This window comes from bacterium (genome assembly GCA_030652805.1).
In the GTDB taxonomy this organism is placed as follows: Bacteria; JAHJDO01; JAHJDO01; order JAHJDO01; family JAHJDO01; genus JAHJDO01.
This window is the reverse complement of record JAUSPT010000076.1, coordinates 18987-41295: the sequence shown is the minus strand read 5'-3', so window position 1 is coordinate 41295 and position 22309 is coordinate 18987. Positions and strand designations below refer to the sequence as shown.

At 37.5% G+C, this 22309-nt stretch carries 16 protein-coding genes and 1 tRNA gene; 11 read left to right on the top strand and 6 right to left on the bottom strand.

Features of this window, described 5'->3' with window-relative positions; translation table 11 throughout:
* Positions 1-121 precede the first annotated feature (121 nt).
* The 11 genes from Q7J67_07940 to Q7J67_07890 all read left to right on the top strand — a co-directional run bounded on the left by Q7J67_07940 (position 122) and on the right by Q7J67_07890 (position 13939).
* Positions 122-195, top strand: a tRNA-Val gene (locus Q7J67_07940).
* Positions 196-197: 2 nt separating this feature from the next.
* The gene (thrS, locus tag Q7J67_07935; protein ID MDO9465209.1) at positions 198-1922 is read left to right on the top strand and encodes a threonine--tRNA ligase; all 1725 of its coding nucleotides are present in this window, start codon (positions 198-200) and stop codon (positions 1920-1922) included.
* A 25-nt stretch (positions 1923-1947) separates the two neighbouring features.
* Positions 1948-4041 (top strand): polyribonucleotide nucleotidyltransferase, encoded by a 2094-nt coding sequence (gene pnp, locus Q7J67_07930; protein MDO9465208.1) that lies wholly within the window; start codon positions 1948-1950, stop codon positions 4039-4041.
* 9 nt (positions 4042-4050) lie between these two features.
* Positions 4051-4500 (top strand): dUTP diphosphatase, encoded by a 450-nt coding sequence (gene dut / locus Q7J67_07925; GenBank protein ID MDO9465207.1) that lies wholly within the window; start codon positions 4051-4053, stop codon positions 4498-4500.
* Positions 4501-4561: 61 nt separating this feature from the next.
* On the top strand, positions 4562-6976 hold the full coding sequence (locus tag Q7J67_07920) for an Ig-like domain-containing protein (protein MDO9465206.1): 2415 nt from the start codon (positions 4562-4564) through the stop codon (positions 6974-6976).
* A gap of 14 nt (positions 6977-6990) precedes the next feature.
* Positions 6991-7563, top strand: coding sequence for a hypothetical protein (locus Q7J67_07915; protein ID MDO9465205.1), 573 nt, complete (start codon positions 6991-6993; stop codon positions 7561-7563).
* Between the two features lie 12 nt (positions 7564-7575).
* Entirely contained in the window at positions 7576-10212 is a 2637-nt protein-coding gene (locus Q7J67_07910; protein ID MDO9465204.1) for a hypothetical protein, read from the top strand.
* Positions 10213-10229: 17 nt separating this feature from the next.
* Positions 10230-11006, top strand: coding sequence for a class I SAM-dependent methyltransferase (locus tag Q7J67_07905; protein ID MDO9465203.1), 777 nt, complete (start codon positions 10230-10232; stop codon positions 11004-11006).
* 271 nt (positions 11007-11277) lie between these two features.
* On the top strand, positions 11278-13377 hold the full coding sequence (locus Q7J67_07900) for a DNA translocase FtsK (protein ID MDO9465202.1): 2100 nt from the start codon (positions 11278-11280) through the stop codon (positions 13375-13377).
* 56 nt (positions 13378-13433) lie between these two features.
* Positions 13434-13661 (top strand): hypothetical protein, encoded by a 228-nt coding sequence (locus Q7J67_07895; protein ID MDO9465201.1) that lies wholly within the window; start codon positions 13434-13436, stop codon positions 13659-13661.
* A complete protein-coding gene (locus Q7J67_07890) occupies positions 13658-13939 on the top strand; it encodes a type II toxin-antitoxin system RelE/ParE family toxin (protein MDO9465200.1) in 282 nt (93 codons plus the stop codon). The genes Q7J67_07895 and Q7J67_07890 overlap by 4 nt, the downstream gene beginning before the upstream one ends.
* Before the next feature lie 155 nt (positions 13940-14094).
* Here Q7J67_07890 and Q7J67_07885 read toward each other — a convergent pair whose 3' ends face one another.
* The 6 genes from Q7J67_07885 to Q7J67_07860 all read right to left on the bottom strand — a co-directional run bounded on the left by Q7J67_07885 (position 14095) and on the right by Q7J67_07860 (position 22303).
* Positions 14095-14976: a M15 family metallopeptidase gene (locus Q7J67_07885; GenBank protein ID MDO9465199.1), complete on the bottom strand. Its 882-nt coding sequence runs from the start codon at positions 14974-14976 to the stop codon at positions 14095-14097.
* A gap of 43 nt (positions 14977-15019) precedes the next feature.
* The gene (locus Q7J67_07880) at positions 15020-18781 is read right to left on the bottom strand and encodes a tetratricopeptide repeat protein (protein ID MDO9465198.1); all 3762 of its coding nucleotides are present in this window, start codon (positions 18779-18781) and stop codon (positions 15020-15022) included.
* Positions 18778-20121, bottom strand: coding sequence for a helix-turn-helix domain-containing protein (locus tag Q7J67_07875; GenBank protein ID MDO9465197.1), 1344 nt, complete (start codon positions 20119-20121; stop codon positions 18778-18780). Before Q7J67_07875 ends, Q7J67_07880 begins: the two co-directional genes overlap by 4 nt.
* A gap of 62 nt (positions 20122-20183) precedes the next feature.
* Positions 20184-20408: a superinfection immunity protein gene (locus tag Q7J67_07870; protein ID MDO9465196.1), complete on the bottom strand. Its 225-nt coding sequence runs from the start codon at positions 20406-20408 to the stop codon at positions 20184-20186.
* Positions 20405-20881 (bottom strand): hypothetical protein, encoded by a 477-nt coding sequence (locus Q7J67_07865; GenBank protein ID MDO9465195.1) that lies wholly within the window; start codon positions 20879-20881, stop codon positions 20405-20407. The genes Q7J67_07870 and Q7J67_07865 overlap by 4 nt, the downstream gene beginning before the upstream one ends.
* 27 nt (positions 20882-20908) lie before the next feature.
* On the bottom strand, positions 20909-22303 hold the full coding sequence (locus Q7J67_07860) for a hypothetical protein (protein MDO9465194.1): 1395 nt from the start codon (positions 22301-22303) through the stop codon (positions 20909-20911).
* Positions 22304-22309 lie beyond the last annotated feature (6 nt).

Sequence of the window (22309 nt, the reverse complement as noted above, 5' to 3'; positions counted from 1 at the left end):
TTACTACTACTAATCTTAACAAAATAGGACATTTCTAAATGTTTTAAAAGCGGACATTTCTAAATGTGGTTGACATTTGGCTTGTAAACAGTATTCCTTTTCGTTATACTAGCGCAGCTTAGGGCGGTTAGCTCAGCTGGTTAGAGTACCTGCTTGACGTGCAGGGGGTCACTGGTTCGAGCCCAGTACCGCCCACTATGAAATTCTCGTTAGATGTTTATCGGCATAGTACCACCCATATAATGGCTTCAGCTGTCCAGCAGCTATTCCCTGGTGCAAAGATAGGCATAGGGCCAGCTATTGAAGATGGGTTTTATTACGATTTTGATAAAGAAACTCCATTTGTTCCGGAAGATTTGGAAAAGATTGAGAATAGGATGCAGAAGATAATAGATAAACACATCCAATTTGAGCGGATTGAAGTCTCTAAGAATGAAGCTAAAAATATATTTAAGGAGAGAAATGAAGCGTATAAATTAGAATTGCTTGATGAGATTCCTGATAAAAATGTAAGCTTGTATAAAACAGGTGATTTTATTGATCTCTGCCGCGGTCCGCATGTTGAAAGCGCAGATGACATAAAGGCGTTTAAGCTGCTTAGTATTGCCGGCGCTTATTGGCGTGGAGATGAGAAGAAGAAAATGCTTCAGAGAATATATGGCACAGCATGGTATACAAAAGAGGAGCTTGACGAGTATGTAAATAAACTGGCAGAGGCCAAAAAGCGCGATCACAGGAAACTTGGAAAGGAGCTTGATCTATACAGCATACATAAGGAAGCAGGCGCAGGTCTTATTTTCTGGCATCCAAAGGGAGCTATGATTCGCAGGTTAATCGAAGACTTTTGGTATGAGGAGCATATGAAGCGCGGATATCAGTTTGTGAATATACCTCATATCTCAAATATCAATTTGTGGAAGACCAGCGGACATCTGGATTTTTACAAAGACAATATGTATTCTCCAATGAAAATAGATTCTCAGGATTATATAATTAAGCCCATGAACTGTCCCGGACATATATTGATTTACAAAACAAAATTACGTAGTTATAAAGAACTGCCAATACGTTACGCAGAACTCGGGACAGTCTATAGATACGAGAAATCGGGAGTGCTTCACGGTATGCTGAGGGTTCGTGGTTTTACTCAGGATGATGCACATATTTTTTGCACTTCGAATCAGCTTAAAAATGAAATAAAAGAAGTAATAGAGCTTATGGACTATATGATGAAAACATTTGGATTCGAATATAAAGTATTTTTGAGCACAAGAGATAAAAGCAATAAATTTGCCGGAAGTCTTGAAGAATGGAAGAATGCTACAGACGCCCTTGAAGATGTATTGAAAGAGAAGAAAATGACATACGAGGTTGAAGAGGGAGAGGCAGTTTTTTATGGTCCGAAGATTGATATAAAAATGAAGGACTTTCTTGGCAGATTGTGGCAGGGGCCAACTGTGCAATTTGACTTTAATCTGCCGCGTCGTTTTAATGTTACCTATATTGGAGAAGATGGGAAAGAACATTATGCAATGATGGTTCACCGTACTGTTCTTGGTTCCATGGAAAGGTTTGTGGGGACTCTTATTGAGCATTATGGGGGGGCATTTCCAGTATGGCTTTCACCTGTTCAGGTTAAAATATTGACGATAGGAGAGAATAATATTCCTTATGCAAAAGAAATGCAGAGTTTGTTGCAATGCAACCAAATAAGAACAGAACTTGATAATAGAGATGAAAAAATAGGATTAAAAATAAGGGAATCAGAGCTGGATAAGATTCCTTACATGTTTATAATAGGAGACAGGGAGGTTAAAGAGAAGACAGTATCTGTTAGAAAGCACGGAAACAGGGATTGTGCGGGAATGGATATTAAACAATTTATAGACCGGATTAGTAAGCAAATAGAAACTAGAAAATGACAATAAAAAAAGAAAGAGAGAAGATATGAATGAGAAGGTAGAGGTAAAAATAGGCGATAGAGACTTAATTATAGAAACAGGTAAGCTTGCAAAACAGGCAGATGGAGCTGTTACAGTTAGATGCGGCGATACTATTATTCTTGCAACAGTTGTTTGTTCTAAAACAACTAGAGAAGGGATGGATTATTTCCCATTGTCTGTTGATTATAGAGAAAAGACATATGCTGCAGGGAAGATTCCAGGAGGATTTTTTAAACGGGAAGGAAGGCCAACAGAAAAAGAAATTTTGACTTCAAGACTGATAGATAGACCAATAAGACCTCTTTTCCCTGATATGTTCAGGAACGAGCTGCAGATTATGATAGCTGTTCTGTCTGCTGATGAATTCACAGATCCTGATGTTCTTGCAATGGTTGGCGCTTCAGCAGCGATGGGAATATCTGATATACCTTTTTTTAAACCAATTGGAGCGGTAAGGATAGGCAGAATCAATGGGGAATTTATTATAAATCCGTCATATGAACAGATTGAACAGAGCGAGTTAGCTTTTGTTGTTGCAGGCACAAAGGATGCAATAACAATGGTTGAAGGGGACGGGAAAGGAGTATCAGAGGAAGTCTCTTTAGATGCTTTAAAAGTAGCGCATACCCATATCGTAAAGATTACAGAAGTAATTGAAGAATTAATAGCTAAGTGCGGTAAGACTAAGCGTACAATTGAAATAATGAATATATCGCAAGAACTGGAGAGCGCTATAAAAGAATTAGCTGTAGACAAGATACTACAGGCAAATAAGATGACCGATAGATCCAAGCGCAGGGATCTTCTGGATAATTTGTTGACCGAGATTAAGGACAAACTTTCAGAGAAATACCCTGAACAGGAGAACGCAATATCTTATGTTTTTGATAAGATAGAAAAAGAGGAAGTAAGAAGAAAAATTTTGGATGATGGGAAAAGAATCGATGGCAGGTCGCCGGAAGAGATTAGACCTATTACCTGTGAGATTGGCGTTTTGCCAAGAACGCACGGCTCAGCGGTTTTTACAAGAGGAGAAACACAGAGTCTGGCAGTAACAACACTGGGCACATCTGAAGATGGACAACGTATAGATGGATTAAGGGGAGACTCTGAAAAAACATTTATGCTGCATTATAACTTCCCGGCATTTAGTGTTGGAGAAGCAAGGCCTAACAGAGGTCCAGGCAGGCGGGAAATAGGTCACGGCGCGCTTGCCGAACGCGCTATAAGACCGGTAATGCCTTCTTCTGAAAATTTTCCATACACAGTAAGAATAGTATCAGATATTCTGGAGTCAAACGGCTCTTCTTCAATGGCAACGGTGTGCGGTGGTGTGCTTTCTCTTATGGATGCCGGGGTACCAATAAAAGAGTCTGTAGCAGGAGTTGCAATGGGTTTAATAAAGGAAGAAGACAGGTTTGTTGTACTCACGGATATCAGCGGGCTGGAGGATCATATTGGAGATATGGATTTTAAAGTTACTGGTACCAGAGAAGGAATAACAGCTTTTCAGATGGATATAAAAATGGAAGGGATTACTCACGAAATTATGGGAAAGTGTCTAAGTCAAGCAAAAGAAGCGCGTTTAAAAATTCTTGATAAAATGGCAGATGCAATTTCTGAGCCGCGTAAAGAAGTATCTCTATATGCTCCAAGGATTTTTACAATGCAGGTTAATACTGATAAAATCGGGAAAGTCATTGGACCTGGTGGAAAAACGATAAAAAAGATTGTCTTGGATACAGGTGTTAAGATTGATATTGACGATCAAGGCAAGGTATCTATTGCCTCCGCTGATAAAGAGCAGCTTGATAAAGCTATTGATATTGTTAAGAAACTTGTGGAAGACGTGGAAGTGGGAAAAACATACGATAGCGTAGTAAAGAAAGTTACAAATTTTGGCGCATTTGCAGAGGTGCTTCCAGGGCAGGAAGGACTTATTCATGTATCTCAATTATCTAATGCATATATAAAAAACGTCGATGATGTGGTTAAGGTTGGAGACAAGCTAACTGTCAAAGTAATGGAAATAGATTCCCAGGGCAGAATCAATCTAAGCCGCAAGGCAGTAATGGATGAAGAAAAACAAGATAATTAGGAGCTAGTTTTGGAAGAGATAAAAGTAGAGGTAACACATATCTCTGGGGCAGAGGATATGTCTCTTCCCAAATATATGACTGAGCATGCGAGCGGCATGGATCTCTTAGCTGCTGTTAAGGAAGATATGGTTTTGAAGCCAGGTGAAATTAAACTGGTTTCTACAGGTGTTCAAATAGCCATTCCCCCCGGATATGAGGGACAGGTCAGGCCAAGAAGCGGTCTTGCTCTTAAACATGGGATAAGTATTGTCAACAGCCCCGGCACTATTGATGCGGATTACAGGGGCGAAATAGGTGTTATAGTGGTGAATCTCGGGGAAAAGGATTTTTTAATCCATCGAGGGGATCGGATAGCACAGCTCATAATTAACAAAGTTAGCAGAGCTGATTTAGTGTATGTTGACAAATTAGCCAAAACCTCCAGGAATGCGGGAGGTTTTGGACATACAGGACTATAAATTTGACACCACATTTATTTATATGCTATTTTGTTCATAACATTCAAGGAGACAATCTAATATGAAAAAACTTTCAGTATTTTTACTCATATTTTCAATAATCTTAGGTAGCATAACTCCTGCATATAGTTGGCCGTGGTCAAAGAATCGCAAACCAGTTCCCATAAAAACGGCAACAATCCAGGGCAGGGTAACAGATTCTCTAACAAATCAAGCCATATCTGGCGCAGCAGTCCAGGCAGGCAGTTACAGAGCTACAACAAATGCAAGTGGTAATTATTCAATAAAGAATATTAAAGTATGGTTCTGGGGAAGGATATATAGAGTAAAAGCCGAAGTAAATGGATATTACTCAAGTTCCAGATGGATATATGTAAGAAAAGGAAGAACATATACATTAAACTTCAGATTAAGACCTAAAAAGCCGCTAATATTAGTCAACATAACTTCACCTGAAGATAATTCATACATAAGAGGAACAAGTTTAGATGTAAATGTATCATGGGAAGGCAGAGCAGGAATAATAGATTTATATTTAGACGATAGTTTAGCTGGAAGTTACAGAACATGGCGTTGGTGGCACAGGTCAGGGAATCATACGTTCAATATAGATCTTTCGTCTCAGGAAGACGGAGAGCACAAGCTCAAAGCAATTGCATATAGATCACACAGGAGAAGAGGCTACAAAGCAGAATCTAAAGAAATAACATTTATTTTAGACAATACTTCGCCTGCGATTTCGGATATTTCTCCAGCAGATAATGCTTTACTAAACAACAACCAGCCAGAGATCTCAGCAGTATTAGAAGATGCAACAAGTGGGATAGATAAAGAAACTATCATATTAAAGCTTGATGATGTAGAAGTAGCTGCAAGTTATGATGAGATAACAGGAAAAATAAGTTATACACCTTCCATAGTGCTTGAAGACGGAACACATACAATTTCTATTGAAGTGAAGGACAATGCAGGAAATAAAGCGAGCGCAACATCAGCCTTCACAGTAGATGCAACTCCACCTGTGATAACAAATCTTCAGCCGGAAGACGGAAGTACAATTGAGGAGCCAAAACCAACCATATCAGCAGAATACTTGGATAGCCTATCAGGAATAGATGTAAGTTCAGTTAATTTATTATTAGATGGCGAAGATGTAACGGGTAATGCCACAGTAACGGATACAAAGATAACATGTGCTCCTGCTCAGGATTTAGAAAGCGGGGAACATACAGTAGCACTGGAAATCAAAGACATTGCAGGTAACACAGCAATAAAGACATGGACGTTTACAGTAGAGGGAGGAGCAAAGATATTAAATGAGATTTCCAGTAATGATCCGCAAGATTTAGCGATAGATACGAGCAGAAACCTATACATACTGGAATCAGGGCCAGCAAGAATATACATTTATGATAAGGATGCAGCCTACATAACATATATTCAGCTTGAGAATATAATAGATCCAAAAGGAATAGCGCTGGATAAGGATAATAATCTTTATATAACAGATACAGGAAATAACCGTATAAAGAAACTTAAATTAATAGAGCCGGATTTATTTGCCTACCAGCTTGATACAGATTTTGGAATAGATGGGATTGTCAGTGATACGCTCATTAGTCCATGGGGAATAACAGTTGATGATGATACAAATATCAATGATATAAATATCTATGTAACAGATAATCAAGCAAATAAGGTAATAGAATTTGATGGACAAGGAAAGTATATAACAGATTTTGACAGGACGGAAGAAGCAATAAGCGATACTGAAATCATAGAACATCCATTCAGTAATCCAAAAGGAATTACATCAACAGGATATGGGACAATATATGTAGCAGACAGCGGAAATAACCAGATACAGGAGAGTTCAGCCAGTGCTTTGAATGTCATTATAGGTTCTGAGGGAACAGGAGATGGCGAGTTTCAAAATCCTGTAGATGCGGCAGTAAGTCTTTATTACATCTATGTTATTGACAATGGAAATCTGAGAGTTCAGAAATTCCTGACAGAGCCAAGAAAGGAGACGGAGTCTCAAAGGCCATTTGAAGCTAAATTTGACAACCTGAGTCTAAACAATCCAACAGCAATTGCAATAGATAGTGACCTGAAGAGAGAAATAATATACATAGCGGATAATGGAAATAACAGGGTATTGAGAGTTGAGATACCGATTAAGTCTGCGGAAGAAACTGCATTGAATCCGATGAAAGACAAGCTAACCGATAAAAATGTAGAAGGCGCGTTAGAATATTTTTCAGAAGAGGTAAAAGAGAAATATAGAGAAATTCTGACAGATTTAGAAGATGAACTTCCTCAAATAGCTCAGGATATGGATGATATGACTTTAATATCCATAAATGGAGATGTTGCCGAATACATAATAACAAGAATAGAAGATGGGGAGGGAATAGGATATTTTATCTATTTTAAGAGAGATGAAAATGGGGAGTGGAAGCTACAATCATTTTAGAGGAGAGATTTATTATGTATAAAACAAAGACAGCATTACTAGCATTTGCTTTAATCTTTATTTTTACAACATCCGCTTTTTCTTTTGGCTTCGGCACAAAGTGGATGAAGAATTATGAGACAATGCAGGTGGTTGATGCGAACACAGGAGAGCCGATTGAGGGAGCGTGGGTAGTGATAAAGTGGGAGAAAATACCCTTTTGTGAACGATTAAATGTTGGCGGACCAAATTCAAGGACAACTGAGATTATAGAATTTGAGACAGATAAGAGTGGAGAATTTCATCCCTTTGAGAAAAAGAAGAGGTATGGTAAATATTTATGGATAAATGCTTGGAAAAGAGGATACACGTTAGGAGGGCCTCCTAGACTTACCGTTAGCAGAACAAGAGGGTTATATAGTATGTCTGGAGGTCTGAAATCTCCTACCATTAAACTCAAAAAATTGCCTGAGGGGTATGAGGGAACAAGAGAATATGTCAGCAATATGATTAATGTGTCAATATTCTTTTCAGGAACAAAGTGGATAGAAATTATTAAAAGAGAAGAAGAAAGAGCCTCTGATTTGTGGCATAAAAAAGAACAATAAAGGGATAAGTAAATGGGCAAAAGAAAAAACATATTGTGGGTTTGTGCAATTGGTATATGTCTATCGTTAATATTTTCGATTAATCTGTTTGCATATGAAAAGAGAACACACGTCAGGATAACAAAGGAAGCGATTGAAAGTGTCAAATCAAAAATAAATAACGTTGTAACCGATGAATGGAAACTAAAATCAAGCGAAAGATTCAAGATACAGTTTTCAGAACTTCAGGAAGATGGCAATACTATTGTTAAGAGATTTGAAGGGACGTACAGCGATTTGATAACTTCAGGTGGATGGAGCGAAGATATCCCTTCGCGTAACTGTCGTTTCCATTTCTATGATCCAACGACAGGCGGAGGTTTGTTTGGGCTTACCAGCGCAATGGTGAGAGGGACAGATGATAAATATTCTATTGCAAAAATCTATTTATATAACGCACTTACAGCAGACACAAAACTAAAAAGGTCAGTGAATTTTGGTTTAATGTTCCATTCTCTTGGACGTAGTATGCATTTATTAGAAGATATGGCAGTTCCTGCGCATGTGAGAAATGACCAACATATACCGGGTGATCCTTATGAGACATGGGCAGAGCAAAATGTTGCAATATTGCCAACAGGCAGTTATGAAGCTGTAAGTTTTTCAAATGATGATGTAAAATACCTCTGGGACGAGAAACGGTCTCCACAAAATCCGGGAGCTGATATAGGAATTGGATTGGCAGAATTTACTAATTTCAATTTTTTAAGCAAAGATACAAATCTTGATGATAAACTCAACGCTTATCTTTACCCTAAAAATAATATTTATCCGGATAGGTGGGAAGAGATATACACGTTTGAAGACAAAAAGGGAAATACACACAGTCCTACTATCAAATATACGCGATCGATAATAAAAGATGCTTATAAACCTGCTCAAAGCGTAGATCCTTTTAATTATTTGACTGCGTATTCTTACTGGAATTTTGAATCAAAGAAAAAAACTGGCAAGGAAGTATACTCGCTAAATAATAAATGCCATGCAGAATACTCTCAATATTTAATTCCCCGCTCAGTTGGCTATTCTGCGGGACTGCTCAATCACTTTTTCAGAGGGAAGCTGGAGATTACAAAGAAGGAAGCAAAGAGGGAAAGTGCTGATAACAGGAGCTATGATATAACACTGAAGATAAAAAACGATTCCGGCGAGGGGATGAGCGGTGGTAGTTTTGTGTTGATGTATAAGAAGAGTGAAACGGAATATGCGCAACTTGGAAACACAAAAAGTCTCTCTGAGCTTCTTGAGACAGGAGTAACAGAACTTCCCAACGGAGCGGAGACGAAAGAGTGGGTGATAAACGATGCAATAATAGAAATGCCTGAATATGCAAAGGATGAGTTTAAACAAGATGATTTCAGCAAGATAGAATTTACACTTGCGTATAGCGGAGGACTCGGGCAGGAGTCAAGCGTAACGATTGGAAAAGTTTTTGATGAAATGGAAGAAATCCCCCCCTACTACTTCCACGTCCAACTCTCCCCGGAATATGTAGAAACAGGCAGTCCTGTATTACAAACAGAAACATTCACAATAAAAGTTCAGTGTTATAACTATGGAACATCGGAAACAAAGCCAGAGGTAGAGGGCGAAAGATATGTAGATAAGAAAGAAGGCACAGAGAGCTGGTGGCATTATGTTAATGTAGGGGAAAGCATTGATGAATGGCGAAAAGAGAAGATCAATCCGAATTGTATCGCCCCTGAAGAGTGGGAAAAGAACGATTACACTGGAGAGGTAAGTTTTGGAATAAATACGTCAGGGTATGAATTATACGTAGGCGGAGAGAAGCTGGAGACATTGGAACTTGTAGATGGAACAGGATCAATATCAGGTGTAGTAATAAAAGCAGAAGATGGAAATATAGGAGATAATCATCTATTTCTAATTATCTCTGCTTCAGACGGAACGGGAAACGGTAATAATGCGTTAATGGTAAATCCTATTGTAATAAGCCCGTCTTTAATAGAGAGCAGATATAGAACACATGACATTTATTATGATGGCACACCAGAGTCTATTACTTGGGGACAAGCTGGTGGATGGGGACCTGGTAGCTTTATATTCTCAGATGATAATCCTGAAATATATAGTCATACGAGTCTTCAGGCATATAGACTGTTGTTTTCCTATGATATCGGTAATCAAATACCAATTGAGGGATTAAAAATAGTAGCTGCTAAGTTTAGATCTAATGCTAGCTATAATTGGAATAATGAAAGTTGGCATCATTGGGGAAGCTGGAGCACTTCTTCTAATTCTCCTATGTATACAATAGACTTTCATGTATCTCCATCTTCTGCAATTGGAAATTTTGGGCTTAATGGTAATGTAGGCGCAAAGTTAGCTTCTCTACATTGGTATGGAGGTGGATCTTCTAGTTGGGTTCAGCCACAAAAGACTATTGCTGAAATTAATAACTTATCAAAGATACAGGAAACTTATGACAATAAAACTCCATTATACACACAATTGAAATATGGAAATGAATCGCAGGTTGAAACATCTCAATTCTATAAAGAAAGAATTATAGATGGAAAATATTACCAGAGAAAAATGCATGGATTGCAGAGTTTTCAATCTTACTCATTGCTTATAATTGTAGAATAAAAAGTTGGGAATTATTTGTGCAAGAAAAGATAACTTTTTCATTTGGTAAAAATTGGCAAAATTTTTTAATAAGTCTTAGTGAGGATAAATTTAGAAATGCAAAATTATCCCTTACTGAATTTTTGGGGCTAGAGAATATGCAGGGCAAAAGCTTTTTGGATGTGGGTTGTGGCAGCGGTCTTTTTTCCTATGCTGCTTTTAGTCTTGGTGCTGATAAGATTGTTAGTTTTGATCTGGACACTTTCTCAGTAGAATGTTGTAGACATCTCCGCAAAAAAGCAAACAATCCTGAGAATTGGGAAGTTTTTGAAGGTTCAGTTGTTAATAATGATTTTATTTCTAGATTAGGGAAGTTTGACATTGTTTATGCTTGGGGAGTTCTGCATCATACAGGCAGGATGTGGGAAGCGATAAATAGTGCAACTGACTTAGTCAAGCTTAATGGTCTATTTGGTATTGCTATTTACAACCAGACGCTGATGTCAAATTTCTGGTTGAAATATAAACGCTTGTACAATAAATCAAGAAGGATCAAGAAAAGCATTATGGTATGGATTATTTTTCTTCCCAGAGTCCTAGCGAGACTAATCAAATTCAAACATCCATTTAAGGAAAAAAGGGGAATGTCTATTTATTATGATGCCGTTGATTGGGCAGGGGGATTCCCATATGAATTCGCTCCATATAAGGAAGTATGTTCATATATAGAATCACGGGGATTTGATTTATTAAAATGCAATAGAACAAATTCAATTGGATGTAATGAGTTTCTGTTTAAGAGGATAGTAGATTAATTTTGCAAAAATGGGATAATATGCTATGACCGTAGGTTGTGTGTTGTGGTACATTGGGAGAGGATGGAACACAAAATGATAAAAACCATCACAAAACCAGAACAAAAAGCGTTGAAAAATTCATAAGTGGTACGAGCGAGATTGCTTCGCTAACGCCTGCAATAACGTAATTCGCCGAGCATTCAATTTAGGGCATAGTTGACAAATTAACCAAAACCTCCAGGAATGCGGGAGGATTTGGGCATACAGGGCTATAAACTTGTTTATTTTTTTGAAAGAAAAACAGAGAAATGACTTAATTGGAGTCCTGCTTCTTGCCTTTAGCATTCTTATATTTCTTAGCTTAAAATCCTATGATTCAGCTGATATCGCATTTAATATATCAACTCCTAATAGTCCTGCGCACAATTATATTGGTATAACCGGGGCATATATTGGGTTTGGGCTTTTTCTCGCTCTGGGATTTGCAGCCTATTTTGTCCCTCTTATAAGCTTTATTTCAAGTATCAATAAATTCAGACAGAAACCGTCACAGAATCTATATGTGAAAATACTGGGAATAGTTTTGCTTCTATGTGGAGGAGCATCTTTATTTGCACTGATCAATGTGCCGTCATTAAAAATTTTTCTTTTGACAAGCAGGTTTAAAGCAGGCGGCATATTAGGGGTTTTTTTGGCGGAACAGCTGAAAATGTATCTGCAGCAAACAGGAGCTTATATTGTAACAGTAACAGTGTTTATTTCAGGTTTTCTATTATGTACAGAGTTTTCTCTCTCTGTTTTTAGTTCATTTATTGTCCACAAATTCTCAAAAAAGGACTTAATTATTAATAAAAATGTTACAAGAAAGATTAGAACTACAGGACTAAAACAAGTTCAAACAGAAGATGTTTCAGAAAACCAGTCTGTATCTAAAGAAACTGTTGCTTCAGTTCAGCCTGATGTATTTCAGTTACCGCCATTAACACTATTAGAATTACCTTCAGAGTCTGAGATGGCGAGCGATGATGCAGGCATGTTAGATTCAAACTCTGAAATACTGGAACATACACTTCATGATTTTGGCATAGAGGCAAAGGTTACTCAGATCAATCAAGGGCCTGTTATTACGAGTTATGAACTGCAACCTGCGCCCGGCGTAAAGGTGCATAATATTGTTTCCCTTGCAAATGACATAGCCTTGAATCTCAAAGCACAAAGCGTACGTATTGTTGCACCAATTCCTGGAAAGGATGTTGTAGGGATTGAAATCCCAAATAAGAAGAGGCAGCCTGTGTATCTGAGAGAAGTACTGGAATCAAAAGCTTTTAGGGATATTAAGTCAAAACTTGCACTAGCCTTTGGAAAGGATATTCAGGGAGAATGCCTGGTTGCAGATATTGAAGATATGCCTCATATTTTAATTGCAGGAACTACCGGGTCAGGCAAATCTGTATGTATTAATAGTCTTATAATGAGCATGTTATATAACGCATATCCAACTGAAGTTCAATTTCTGATGATAGATCCAAAAATGGTGGAATTAGCTGCTTTTTCAGATATTCCTCAGCTCATAACTCCAATAGTAACTGATGCAAAGAAAGCAGCTAATGCTTTGAAATGGATCGTGGGAGAGATGGAGGATAGATATCAAAAGCTTGCAAAAGCAGGCGTACGCAATATCATTGGATATAACAAGATAGTTTCCGAATCAAATGGATCTCAGGAACATATGGAGAACATGCCGTATATTGTTGTAATTATTGACGAATTAGCAGATTTAATGAGTGTAGCGCGTAGAGATGTTGAAGATTCAATTACAAGACTGGCGCAACTCTCAAGAGCTGCTGGAATTCATATTATTCTGGCTACTCAGAGACCATCTGTTGATGTAATAACAGGTGTTATTAAAGCTAATTTTCCATGTAGACTCTCGTTTCAGGTTTCTTCTAAGGTGGATTCCAGAACTGTTCTTGATATGAATGGAGCAGAGGTTCTCCTTGGCAAAGGAGATATGTTATTTCTGCCTGCCGGCTTACCAAAGCCTGTGAGGGCACAGGCGTGCTTTGTATCTGATAAGGAAATATCAAGGACGGTTAACTTCCTAAAGAAGCAGGCGGGCCCTTCATACAGGAAGGAGATTCTAGAAGAACCTCGGGTTGAAAATGGACAAGAGGAATTATTTGAAAAAGACGAACTGTTTGAAGATGCAGTCAAAGTAGTTTTAGATACACGTCAGGCTTCCTCGTCGGTCCTGCAGCGCCGTCTCAGGATCGGATACGCAAGAGCGGCGAGACTTATTGATATGATGGAAGCTGAAGACATTGTAGGCCACCTCAAAGGCAGTAAAGGCAGAGAAATCCTCATAGACTCTTATGAATCGGAAGAATAATAAGTTGCAAAAGGTTGCATTTTATAGTATAATGTTTTGAAAATGGAGGGAGTTATATGAGTAATGCGGTTAAAATATCAAGTGAACTTTTAGCCACAGCTAGAATTTATGCAAAAGTTGAGCATCGATCTGTAGCTAAACAGATAGAATACTGGGCGCAGATGGGGAAAATAGCAGAAGATAATCCAGAGCTTTCGCTGTCCTTTATCCATGATATTCTGCAAGGAAGGGAAGAAATAAACCATGGTTTAGCTACTCCCTATGTTTTTGGAGAGGCTAAGTGACGGTTCCTGTTTTACAATCTCCTTTATTCTCTAGGCAGAAAAAGAAACTTCATAAAAATCAAATAGAAGTATTGGATAGAGAAATTAAAAAGCTTATCAAAAATCCTGAAGTCGGCGAACAAAAAAAGGGAGATTTAAAGGGGATATGGATACATAAATTTAAGGTAGGTCCCCAACTATTGCTCCTTGCTTACCAGTGGGATTCCAAAGTTAGATATTTGATCGCACTAAATACCCACGAGGGGTTTTATAAAAGTTTAAAACGATATCTGAGGTAAATCCCTAATTTCGAATTCTGGAATAATCCACTTATTGTTTTCTTTTTCTATAAGGTCTATCAACGATAAAGATTTCAGTATCTTTCCGCAGACAAAACCTGCCTGTGGAAATTGTTACATGCTTAGGTCTGGGGATAATTTTCATAATTTCCTCTTTAATAGATAACAGAGCGATCTGTTTTCTGTAAATCGGATCGTTCCACTACCTTTTTTATGTGTTCCTGAATTTCATCAAGTGTAATTAGTGGCTTACATGGATCAGGAACGGGGTTTAGTGTATTTGTACTCCGGTCCCAGTCTACGGGCCCATAACGAGCAGACCTGCCAGTTTTATTTAAATAGTGATCATATGCGTCTCCTTTACTATAATGCCAGAACTCAAACGGGTAGGCTGTAAAGCCGTTACGGCTCATTATATTTGTGATTTTAATGCGGTTTTCCCGGGCTTTCCTGGAGACAAACGGAGAATTCATAGGCGTTAATTCTGAAAGCTCTATATATGGACCACCTCTATCAATCTCTTGCCTCGTATTCATATCCAGAACAGAAATGTCAATTGCGCTTCCAGAAATGTGTGTTCCTATTTTAGCCGTAGTGGCAACGAGAGCAGTGAGACGACGCATAAGAAAATCAGACGATGGGATAGTACCCTTGGATTCCCATATAACACGATTTAGAATAACATCAAAGGTGTACTCTGCGCGTGCAAGATGTCTTTGCATCTGAAGGGTCCGAAATGCATCCTCCACTTTCAATACCCAGTCATTATCATTCATATCCTGTGCTATTTTGAGAAAATCATCAAGCAATCCTTCACGAAGGTAAAATAGGCGATTGTATTTATTTGAAATTTTCGTTGTTGAAAACACAACGTCTACCCCTGTCCCTGAAACAGCCTCTTGCAATAAGACTAATGCTTCCATACATTCCTCAACTGGATAATTACGCACATCCATCATCATTGTATACGCTTTCTCCATCTGATCCTTCCAATACATGCGTTTTGCATCATTCTCAGTTTTTTTATGTTTCTTCATAGTTAATCTCTTACACACAATTATCTTTTCTGTTAAAAAATAGTTATTTTATCTCAGAGACCGTTTTTATCTGAAGCGAAATAGTTTTCTTTTCCAGAGCATCAATCCTGCGGCAGAAATCTACAAACTTGGGATAATCCAAGGCAGAGATTTCTTGAGGGAAAAGTTCAAAGTGCTGTTTTACTTTCAGTGTGTTCTTATTGAAAGTAAATTTAACTAGATATTTACCAAATTTACTCTCTTCAGTAATATCTTGAGGCGTATCCTTAATGATAAAATTGTCAGGGATATTTATATCAAACTGCTGATCTAGATATAGAGGAGTAAATTCAAGCTTTATTTTGATTGGGAATTTTCGCTGGGTTTTTTGTATATATTTTTTGCTGAGTTCAAGTTTAAAAGGAATAGGGTTGAATATAAACTCATCATCTTGTCCCGATACCTGTTGGAGAAAATCGGATATCTTGAATTTATATTTTATACGAAATGGCTCTTCAGGATTATCTATATTTGGGAATTCTGCCTTTTCTAATACAGGCTCTCCAAAGGAGTTTGCCAGACCTTTTTCAATATATTTACCCCATAGATTTTTTTCTATGCCCTCAAGAAAAACAAGGCGAAATAAACCGGATAAATTGCCCGGATAGGTTTCCTCTGCCAAACAATCAGATTTTCCGTTAATATCTCTGTTAATATTTATAACTAGACTTGTTTCTGCGCCATTAGCTGAAAGATCCAAGGGAGGAGTTTTGCATGTCTGATAATTAGTTGTATTAAAAACAAGTGCATCTCCATTTGTTAAACTCGAAGAAATTTCGCCAAACTTAAGATATTTGTTGCTTATGTCAAGCCAAACATTGTTCCCCTGAAGATTAAGTTTTACAAGTGGTGTTGAAAAAGCGCCATAATAGGGTGTAGCCATTTTTGCAAATGTATTGGGTCTTACAAGAACATAAGTTGCATCCAGCCCTGCTATATCCAACATTACTTTTAGCAAAATAGCTTTATTTCCACTTTTTTCTGCTAACGTAGATATTGCAGGTTCAAACTTAGCGCTGTTATGTTTAATAGTCCTGTTTATATAGTAGTATATTGCCTCTGCCTTTTCATGAGGGGTGTTACAAGCCTTTATAATTTCATAAGTTGTGTCTTTAAGTATAGACGTAACAACAGATGTTCCCATAATTAAACTTCTGTATAGATCACTCACTTTATCCAATTTCATAGAAGCCGTTATAATAATATTTGGTAATACATCTTCTTCTGGAGGCATCATAACCTCTTCTGTAACACCTGGAATGTTATGGCATTCGAACTGAACAAGTTTTTTATTGCCTTCCAAGTTTTTTTCTTCCTTTACTATGTTCCCCCCTAAATTTTTAGATATATATGACACATTAATGTCTGAGGGTAATATTACGGTATAACGAGACCAGAGGAGAGCTTCATTAAATGCCTGGAAATAGAATGGAGGTAATCTAAAATAATCTTTAGCAATATTATATGATTTATGTTCGACTGTATATTTATACTCTATCACTGCATCCTTCTCTAATCCATGAATAGAGTAGGTATTTTTCCCCTTTATCTTTACAGGTTCCAATATTGTTCCGTCTTTAAGGAATACCCTTAATTCTTCCAGGTTCCCAGGGATGTAAATTTCACCATATTTTTCTATCCCTATTTCACTGAGGATTTTAACTATCCTGTGTACTATCTCCTTGTAACTGCCGTCTGTATTAAGAATTATAACCTTCCCATTATATAAAGCAGCAGTGTAGGCATTGGGAAGTTCGCTCAGATCTTTATTATCCGAAATTAGTTTTACTGTATTAAATTTCTTTAAAGTATAGGGTGCTGTACTTGTTTTTATTTCAGCTAACAGGTTTCTGAGTTCATAATCACGTGGATTAAGCTTTAAGGCAGATTCCCATGCTTCTATTGCACTATTAGTCATATGCTCAGCATAGAGGAGGGTTCCCAATAGTTTATAGCACATACTGTATGTTGGTATAATGTCCAGAATATCTTTATACTGTTTGTATGCGCCTCTCTGGTCTCCCAATTTAGAATATAATCTACCCAATTCCAGCCGTAGATCTGTTCTCAATGGATTAGCTTTTATACTGGCATTATATTGCTCTACTGCCTGATCATATTTGCCTTGCCTGAGTAATAAAGAGACAGGTATATTGCCGATTTTTTTATAGATCCTTTCTGCTTTATTAAACTGGGTTCTGTCAGTGTATAACTTTGCTTTAAGCACTAAGGCATCTTTTAGCTCTGGATTGATTTTTAAAGCAAAATCAATGGATTTTGTGGCTTCTAAATCCCATCCTCTATTCCTGTAAACTCTTCCAAGATCAACATAGCCATGAGCAAACTCAGAATTTATTTTTATTGTATGTCTAAATTTCTCTATTGCTTCTTCATACAACTTGTTTCTCTCAAAATATAGGCCCAGGGCTCCTAAAGCGGGTACATACTGGCTGTCATATTCGATAACTTTATTGTAAAAATCCTTTGCTTTGTTTTCTCTTTCTATTTTTGGGAGAAATCTGGCTTGTTCATACGTCTTGCCGATTGCATACAAAAATCCTGAGAATTTGGGCTGAAGCTCTACCGCATTCTTTAGGTATTTTATCCCCTTATCTTGCAGTCCTTGGAAATAAAGAAGCATGCCGGTATAGTAATAATTCAGCGCTTTATCATCTAAACATTCAATATCATTGCGAGGGAGAGACTCCCGAAGCAACTCAGTTTCAGGTTGCCACGTCGTACTCCCGAAAGCTTTCGGGACTTTTGGAACTCCTCGCAATGACGCAGTTGATAAGTTATCCGTAAACTTTAGATTTGTACAGTTTTTTTCTTTCAGGTCAGTTACTCTTAACTTAAGTGTCCAGCTGCCTAATTCTACATCACAAACAGACTTGATAAGCAGAGAATTCCACCCTTCCTCCAGGGAAACAGGAAACGAATTAGTAAGAGGATAGAAATTCTTATATCTGTCACATACAGAGACGCATTGATAGTTGACCCATGCTTTCCAAGCATGCGGTGTTTGGAGCTTGAAAATCACATCCTGCCTAAAAGGAGAATATATAAACGTCAGCGCATAAGCACATCCAACATTTGGCTTAACTATCTGTTTAAAGTCGACTAAGCCATTTCTGAAGATGCCATCAAAACGTCTCCAGCGAATCTCTCCGGTATATCCCTGATAACTGGCATCGAATTTGATCTCTTGTTCTGGAGGAAATTCCTCATAGAAACATGAGCGTCCAAATCTGCCAAACGGACCTATTACTGCCCATTCAGTTACATATCCAAAAGAAGCATATATTTTTTCAGCCTTTTTTAACTGATGAGTGAGGTTATAGAATTTTACAATAACCTGTTTTATGAGAAACTTGTTTCTCTGATTACTTATTCCTTTTTTTAATGTCTTCGCAAGAACCTTAATAGCTTTTTTATAATCCGTTAACTTATTAAACTTGTTAGATGAGTTCAACATGCTTTGCAATATAACCGTGCTTCTTGCAGAATCAGGATCCTCCTTTAATATTTTCAGCCAGCTATTCAGCATCTCGTCATATTTACCTCTGGCTTCATAGGCAAAAGCCATCCCCTCATATGCAGACACTGCATTTTTATTCTGGCCAATGTCTTTAGAGAAATATTCAATGGCTTCGTCATACCTGTTCTGATAAAGAGCCTTCCAGCCTCGAGACAAAGAATCAGCAGTTGCGTTTGCTGTTATTAAGCATATAAGTATTACTAGAGCGAAATTTTTAAATAATCTCATCTAATTATTTCCCAGTGTCCACCTTTTGCCGAGCCGATACGCTTAATAAAGCCTTCTTTTTTTAGCTTTTTGATATGCCATTCTATTCCTTTGGAAGTTATCCCGACCATTCCAGTCAATTCTTTCGTGGTAACCCCGGGATTTTCTTGCATCAACCGCAATATTTTCTCCCTAGTTTTCTCCCTAGTTTTCTCCCTAGTTTCTCCAACTTTAAGCGAATAGCGTGGGTCGCGATAGAAGATAACACGGAAAAACCCACCCATTTCAAACACAGGCTCTTTCAGACCGGCTTCACGCATAAGATCTCTCATACGATCAATTCCAGAGCCCATACGTTCAACCTTACCCATGCGGTGGAATAAATCCGCAATAATTGGATTTCTTCTTACTGATGATTTACCGAAATTATGCTTTGTAACGCCATCAGGCAACCCGCCGGGATTTTCTATCTCCAAGCGATCATCATAAATCCTTACATATATACTCGTGCCTTTTATGCTATAATTTCGATGAACTATCGCATTAACTACCGCTTCCCTTAAGGCGTCCAGAGGAATTTCATAAATATCCTGACGGTTAAATCCTTTTATTTCGCTCCTTACGTTTAAATGTTTCTTAAGAAAAGTCTCAGCTTCATTAAATTGCGTCAATAAATCATCCTGAACATCTTTGCGGTCGTAAATATTCGTCTTATCCCTTCCCTTAAAAGCTCCTAGAATACTTTCTGCATGAGGGATAAATCTCTTAACTTTAGACGCAAACATCAACGTCCCTGCATTACTGATTTTGCCTTTCCTATATATGCTTAGACTTGTAAGAAAAGAAGGAATATTTGCTTTGCTAACCTTATAGGATGTATTCGCTACCTGCAGAAATGATTTTACTTTTTTAAATGAAATATCATTAAGGCTTAAATCTTTGCAAGTGATGTCCTCGAAAGAAATAGTACCCGTCTCACGGAAGATAGAGTGCACTTCTCGTTGTGTCATCTTCTGCGTAACAGCGTCAAGCCTGCGGAAATATCCAGCGGAACAGCTATACGGCTTTTCATCTCCTTCGGCGATCTCAACAACAACAATCTCTTCAGCCTGCTGAATTTTCTTAATGTGGATTGACGGCTCACAATTTCTGGCAATCGTATTTATTTCAGATTTCATCTTGTTCGTTAGCATCTCACCGACTATTTTCCCACTGTCGTTAACTCCAAGAAGCAACAATCCGCCTTTTGAATTGGCAAAAGCAACAATATCACGATTAATCTTTGAGGTGTATTTCTCCTTAAACTCAACCGTTAAGCCTTCGCCTTCTTTGATTATGAGCTTTAATTCTTCGGTTTTCATAATTTTAATATCTAAACCAATACATTTTAAATAATCTCATCTAAAACTGTCCTTTCTTTTCATCATTTCTCATTCGACCCTTCATTAGAAGATTTAATCCTCTGCGCTTTATTTCCTAATCCTGCCCAGAGAAGCACTGCTAGCCAACCAAGACCAGTCCAACCAATTATGATATTAACCAACGTAATCCACCCCTTATTTTCATGGTCTCTGGAAAACGCAACAAACGTAGGAATGAAATAAATCAAAAAACAAATACAATAAAAAACGCCCCAACCATCACTCACAACTTTTCGTTCCCTTTATAATTTATAATAAGATAAATACTTAAGCCTATAGCTAAAAGAAAGCACAGCAACATTAGTTGATATCCTATAAGATATTCAAAATAAGATCCCATACCTTCCCTTGCAATATCATTGTTAAGTTTTCCTTTAAGCGACAAAAGGGCTATTAAGCCAGCAACGCCACTGATTGTAGTGCCGATAATTCCGCTTTTATGTTTTGCAAAGCTCAATAATAAACCACCAGTAGCGCACAGAAAGACTATTAGTGCCAGTGGCTCTCCATCTATTTTCTGCTCTTGGGTATAACCAAATCCACTTGGATATTTAATAGTTGTGCCAGTAATCAGTTGTCTCCCACTTAAAGTTAGACACTTCTGACCGTTACAAGAAACACTTATAAACGGTAATAAAAAACAAATAAGGATAATTCCAAAAAGCGAATGCGAAAATTTTTTAACCTTTTTTTGTTCCATTTTCCCTCCTGCTTGTTTATTCTTATTTTAGTTTCCCTTATTATCTTTCAAGCGAGAAATAAAAACTATTTCTGCAAATCCAGTGATTTTATCCGATTGGATAATATTTATCCTAATGTTTTTAATAGATTCCTCTTTTGTGAAAGGAATTAAAAGACTCCCTTTTTCTGCTGTAGTTGAGAAGGAAATCCTTTTCCCATTATTAATCTTTATATTTGCGGATTTGATTATTGTTTTGGAACCGGGTCTGTATAACAAAATTCCCATACATTTTTGCGGCGTTTTAAAATAAACATTAAGCCATCCAGTTTTATCACCTAAACGCTGCCATGTACTAAAATCATTATCTAACATCATAGAATGATCTTGATAACTTGAATTCGTTGCTGTTCCCTTTGGAGTATAATACTCAGTTTGATCAAGAAGTAGTATGGCGTCCTCTTTACTCAGTGTTTTAATAATAAAATCTCTTTCGCCCCATGCTTTCATATATTCTAATGTTCCTTTTACTTCTTTTGCCTTATTTTCTGATATTGGCATAAAAGCAAAGTATCTTCCTGTCACACGGCCGGTTACATCTACCTGGTTAAGTATAATATTTTTTGTTTCGTCATCGGCAACTGTTTCCAAGACTGCTATCCCACCCTTTTCAATTCTACCCGAAAAAGGGACAGATCCACCAATTATAAGTTCTTTAATAATAGTACCGGTAAAAAGAAGTTTTTTAGGATCTTTGTTTTCAATAAAGATATACCAATCGCGTATCTTTTTCTCTGGCCCTCCAACAAGACCTGGTGCATTGATTATTGCTGAGAACATTTTGCTTCGTAAAACAAGATCCCTTTGTCCTTCTTCTTCAAGCTGTTGCTGTCTTATTTGCTCTTTTTTTTCTTCCAACTTCTTTTCTGCATCAAGTTTTTTAGACTCTATAAGCAAATTTTTGTTTATCTCCGCTAATTTTAATTTCTCTGCTTCTTTGCTTCCTGCTAGAATTGCCGGTTGATATTTTGATATTGGTTCTTCTACAAAATACAGCACTTTGTGCTTTTCGCTAATTTCTACTTGAACTTCCCATTGATCTCCAAATTGTTTGGCAAACGCCTTACCACTAATTGGAACGCTTTTTGTTTTTGGAAAAACAATCTTTACAATGGAAGTCCCTTCAATATAATCGACCTGTTCTACAAGGTCTTCTTTAGGAATAACCTGCGCAGAAAAAATAGTGATAATTTCTCCGAGTTTACCTGATGAACTCCATTCATCTGCTTTCAAATCTACTATTTTCAGCGCTGGAGGTAATTTGTACTTTAACGCGCCTCGAATAAGATCGTTAGATGGACGTTTCTTAATTACGCCGCAACCAACTATTGAAACTACCAGAAATAAACACAGGATTGTCAAATACTTGCTATGTGCTTTCATTTTTGA

Bases quoted from the DNA above. Each gene is read 5' to 3' on its own strand.
- Q7J67_07880 (MDO9465198.1), bottom strand. From the start codon at position 18,781: ATGAGATTATTTAAAAATTTCGCTCTAGTAATACTTATATGCTTAATA.
- thrS (MDO9465209.1), top strand. From the start codon at position 198: ATGAAATTCTCGTTAGATGTTTATCGGCATAGTACCACCCATATAATG.
- Q7J67_07915 (MDO9465205.1), top strand. From the start codon at position 6,991: ATGTATAAAACAAAGACAGCATTACTAGCATTTGCTTTAATCTTTATT.
- Q7J67_07860 (MDO9465194.1), bottom strand. From the start codon at position 22,303: ATGAAAGCACATAGCAAGTATTTGACAATCCTGTGTTTATTTCTGGTA.
- Q7J67_07920 (MDO9465206.1), top strand. From the start codon at position 4,562: ATGAAAAAACTTTCAGTATTTTTACTCATATTTTCAATAATCTTAGGT.
- pnp (MDO9465208.1), top strand. From the start codon at position 1,948: ATGAATGAGAAGGTAGAGGTAAAAATAGGCGATAGAGACTTAATTATA.
- Q7J67_07875 (MDO9465197.1), bottom strand. From the start codon at position 20,121: ATGAAAACCGAAGAATTAAAGCTCATAATCAAAGAAGGCGAAGGCTTA.
- Q7J67_07895 (MDO9465201.1), top strand. From the start codon at position 13,434: ATGAGTAATGCGGTTAAAATATCAAGTGAACTTTTAGCCACAGCTAGA.
- Q7J67_07865 (MDO9465195.1), bottom strand. From the start codon at position 20,881: ATGGAACAAAAAAAGGTTAAAAAATTTTCGCATTCGCTTTTTGGAATT.
- Q7J67_07885 (MDO9465199.1), bottom strand. From the start codon at position 14,976: ATGAAGAAACATAAAAAAACTGAGAATGATGCAAAACGCATGTATTGG.
- Q7J67_07910 (MDO9465204.1), top strand. From the start codon at position 7,576: ATGGGCAAAAGAAAAAACATATTGTGGGTTTGTGCAATTGGTATATGT.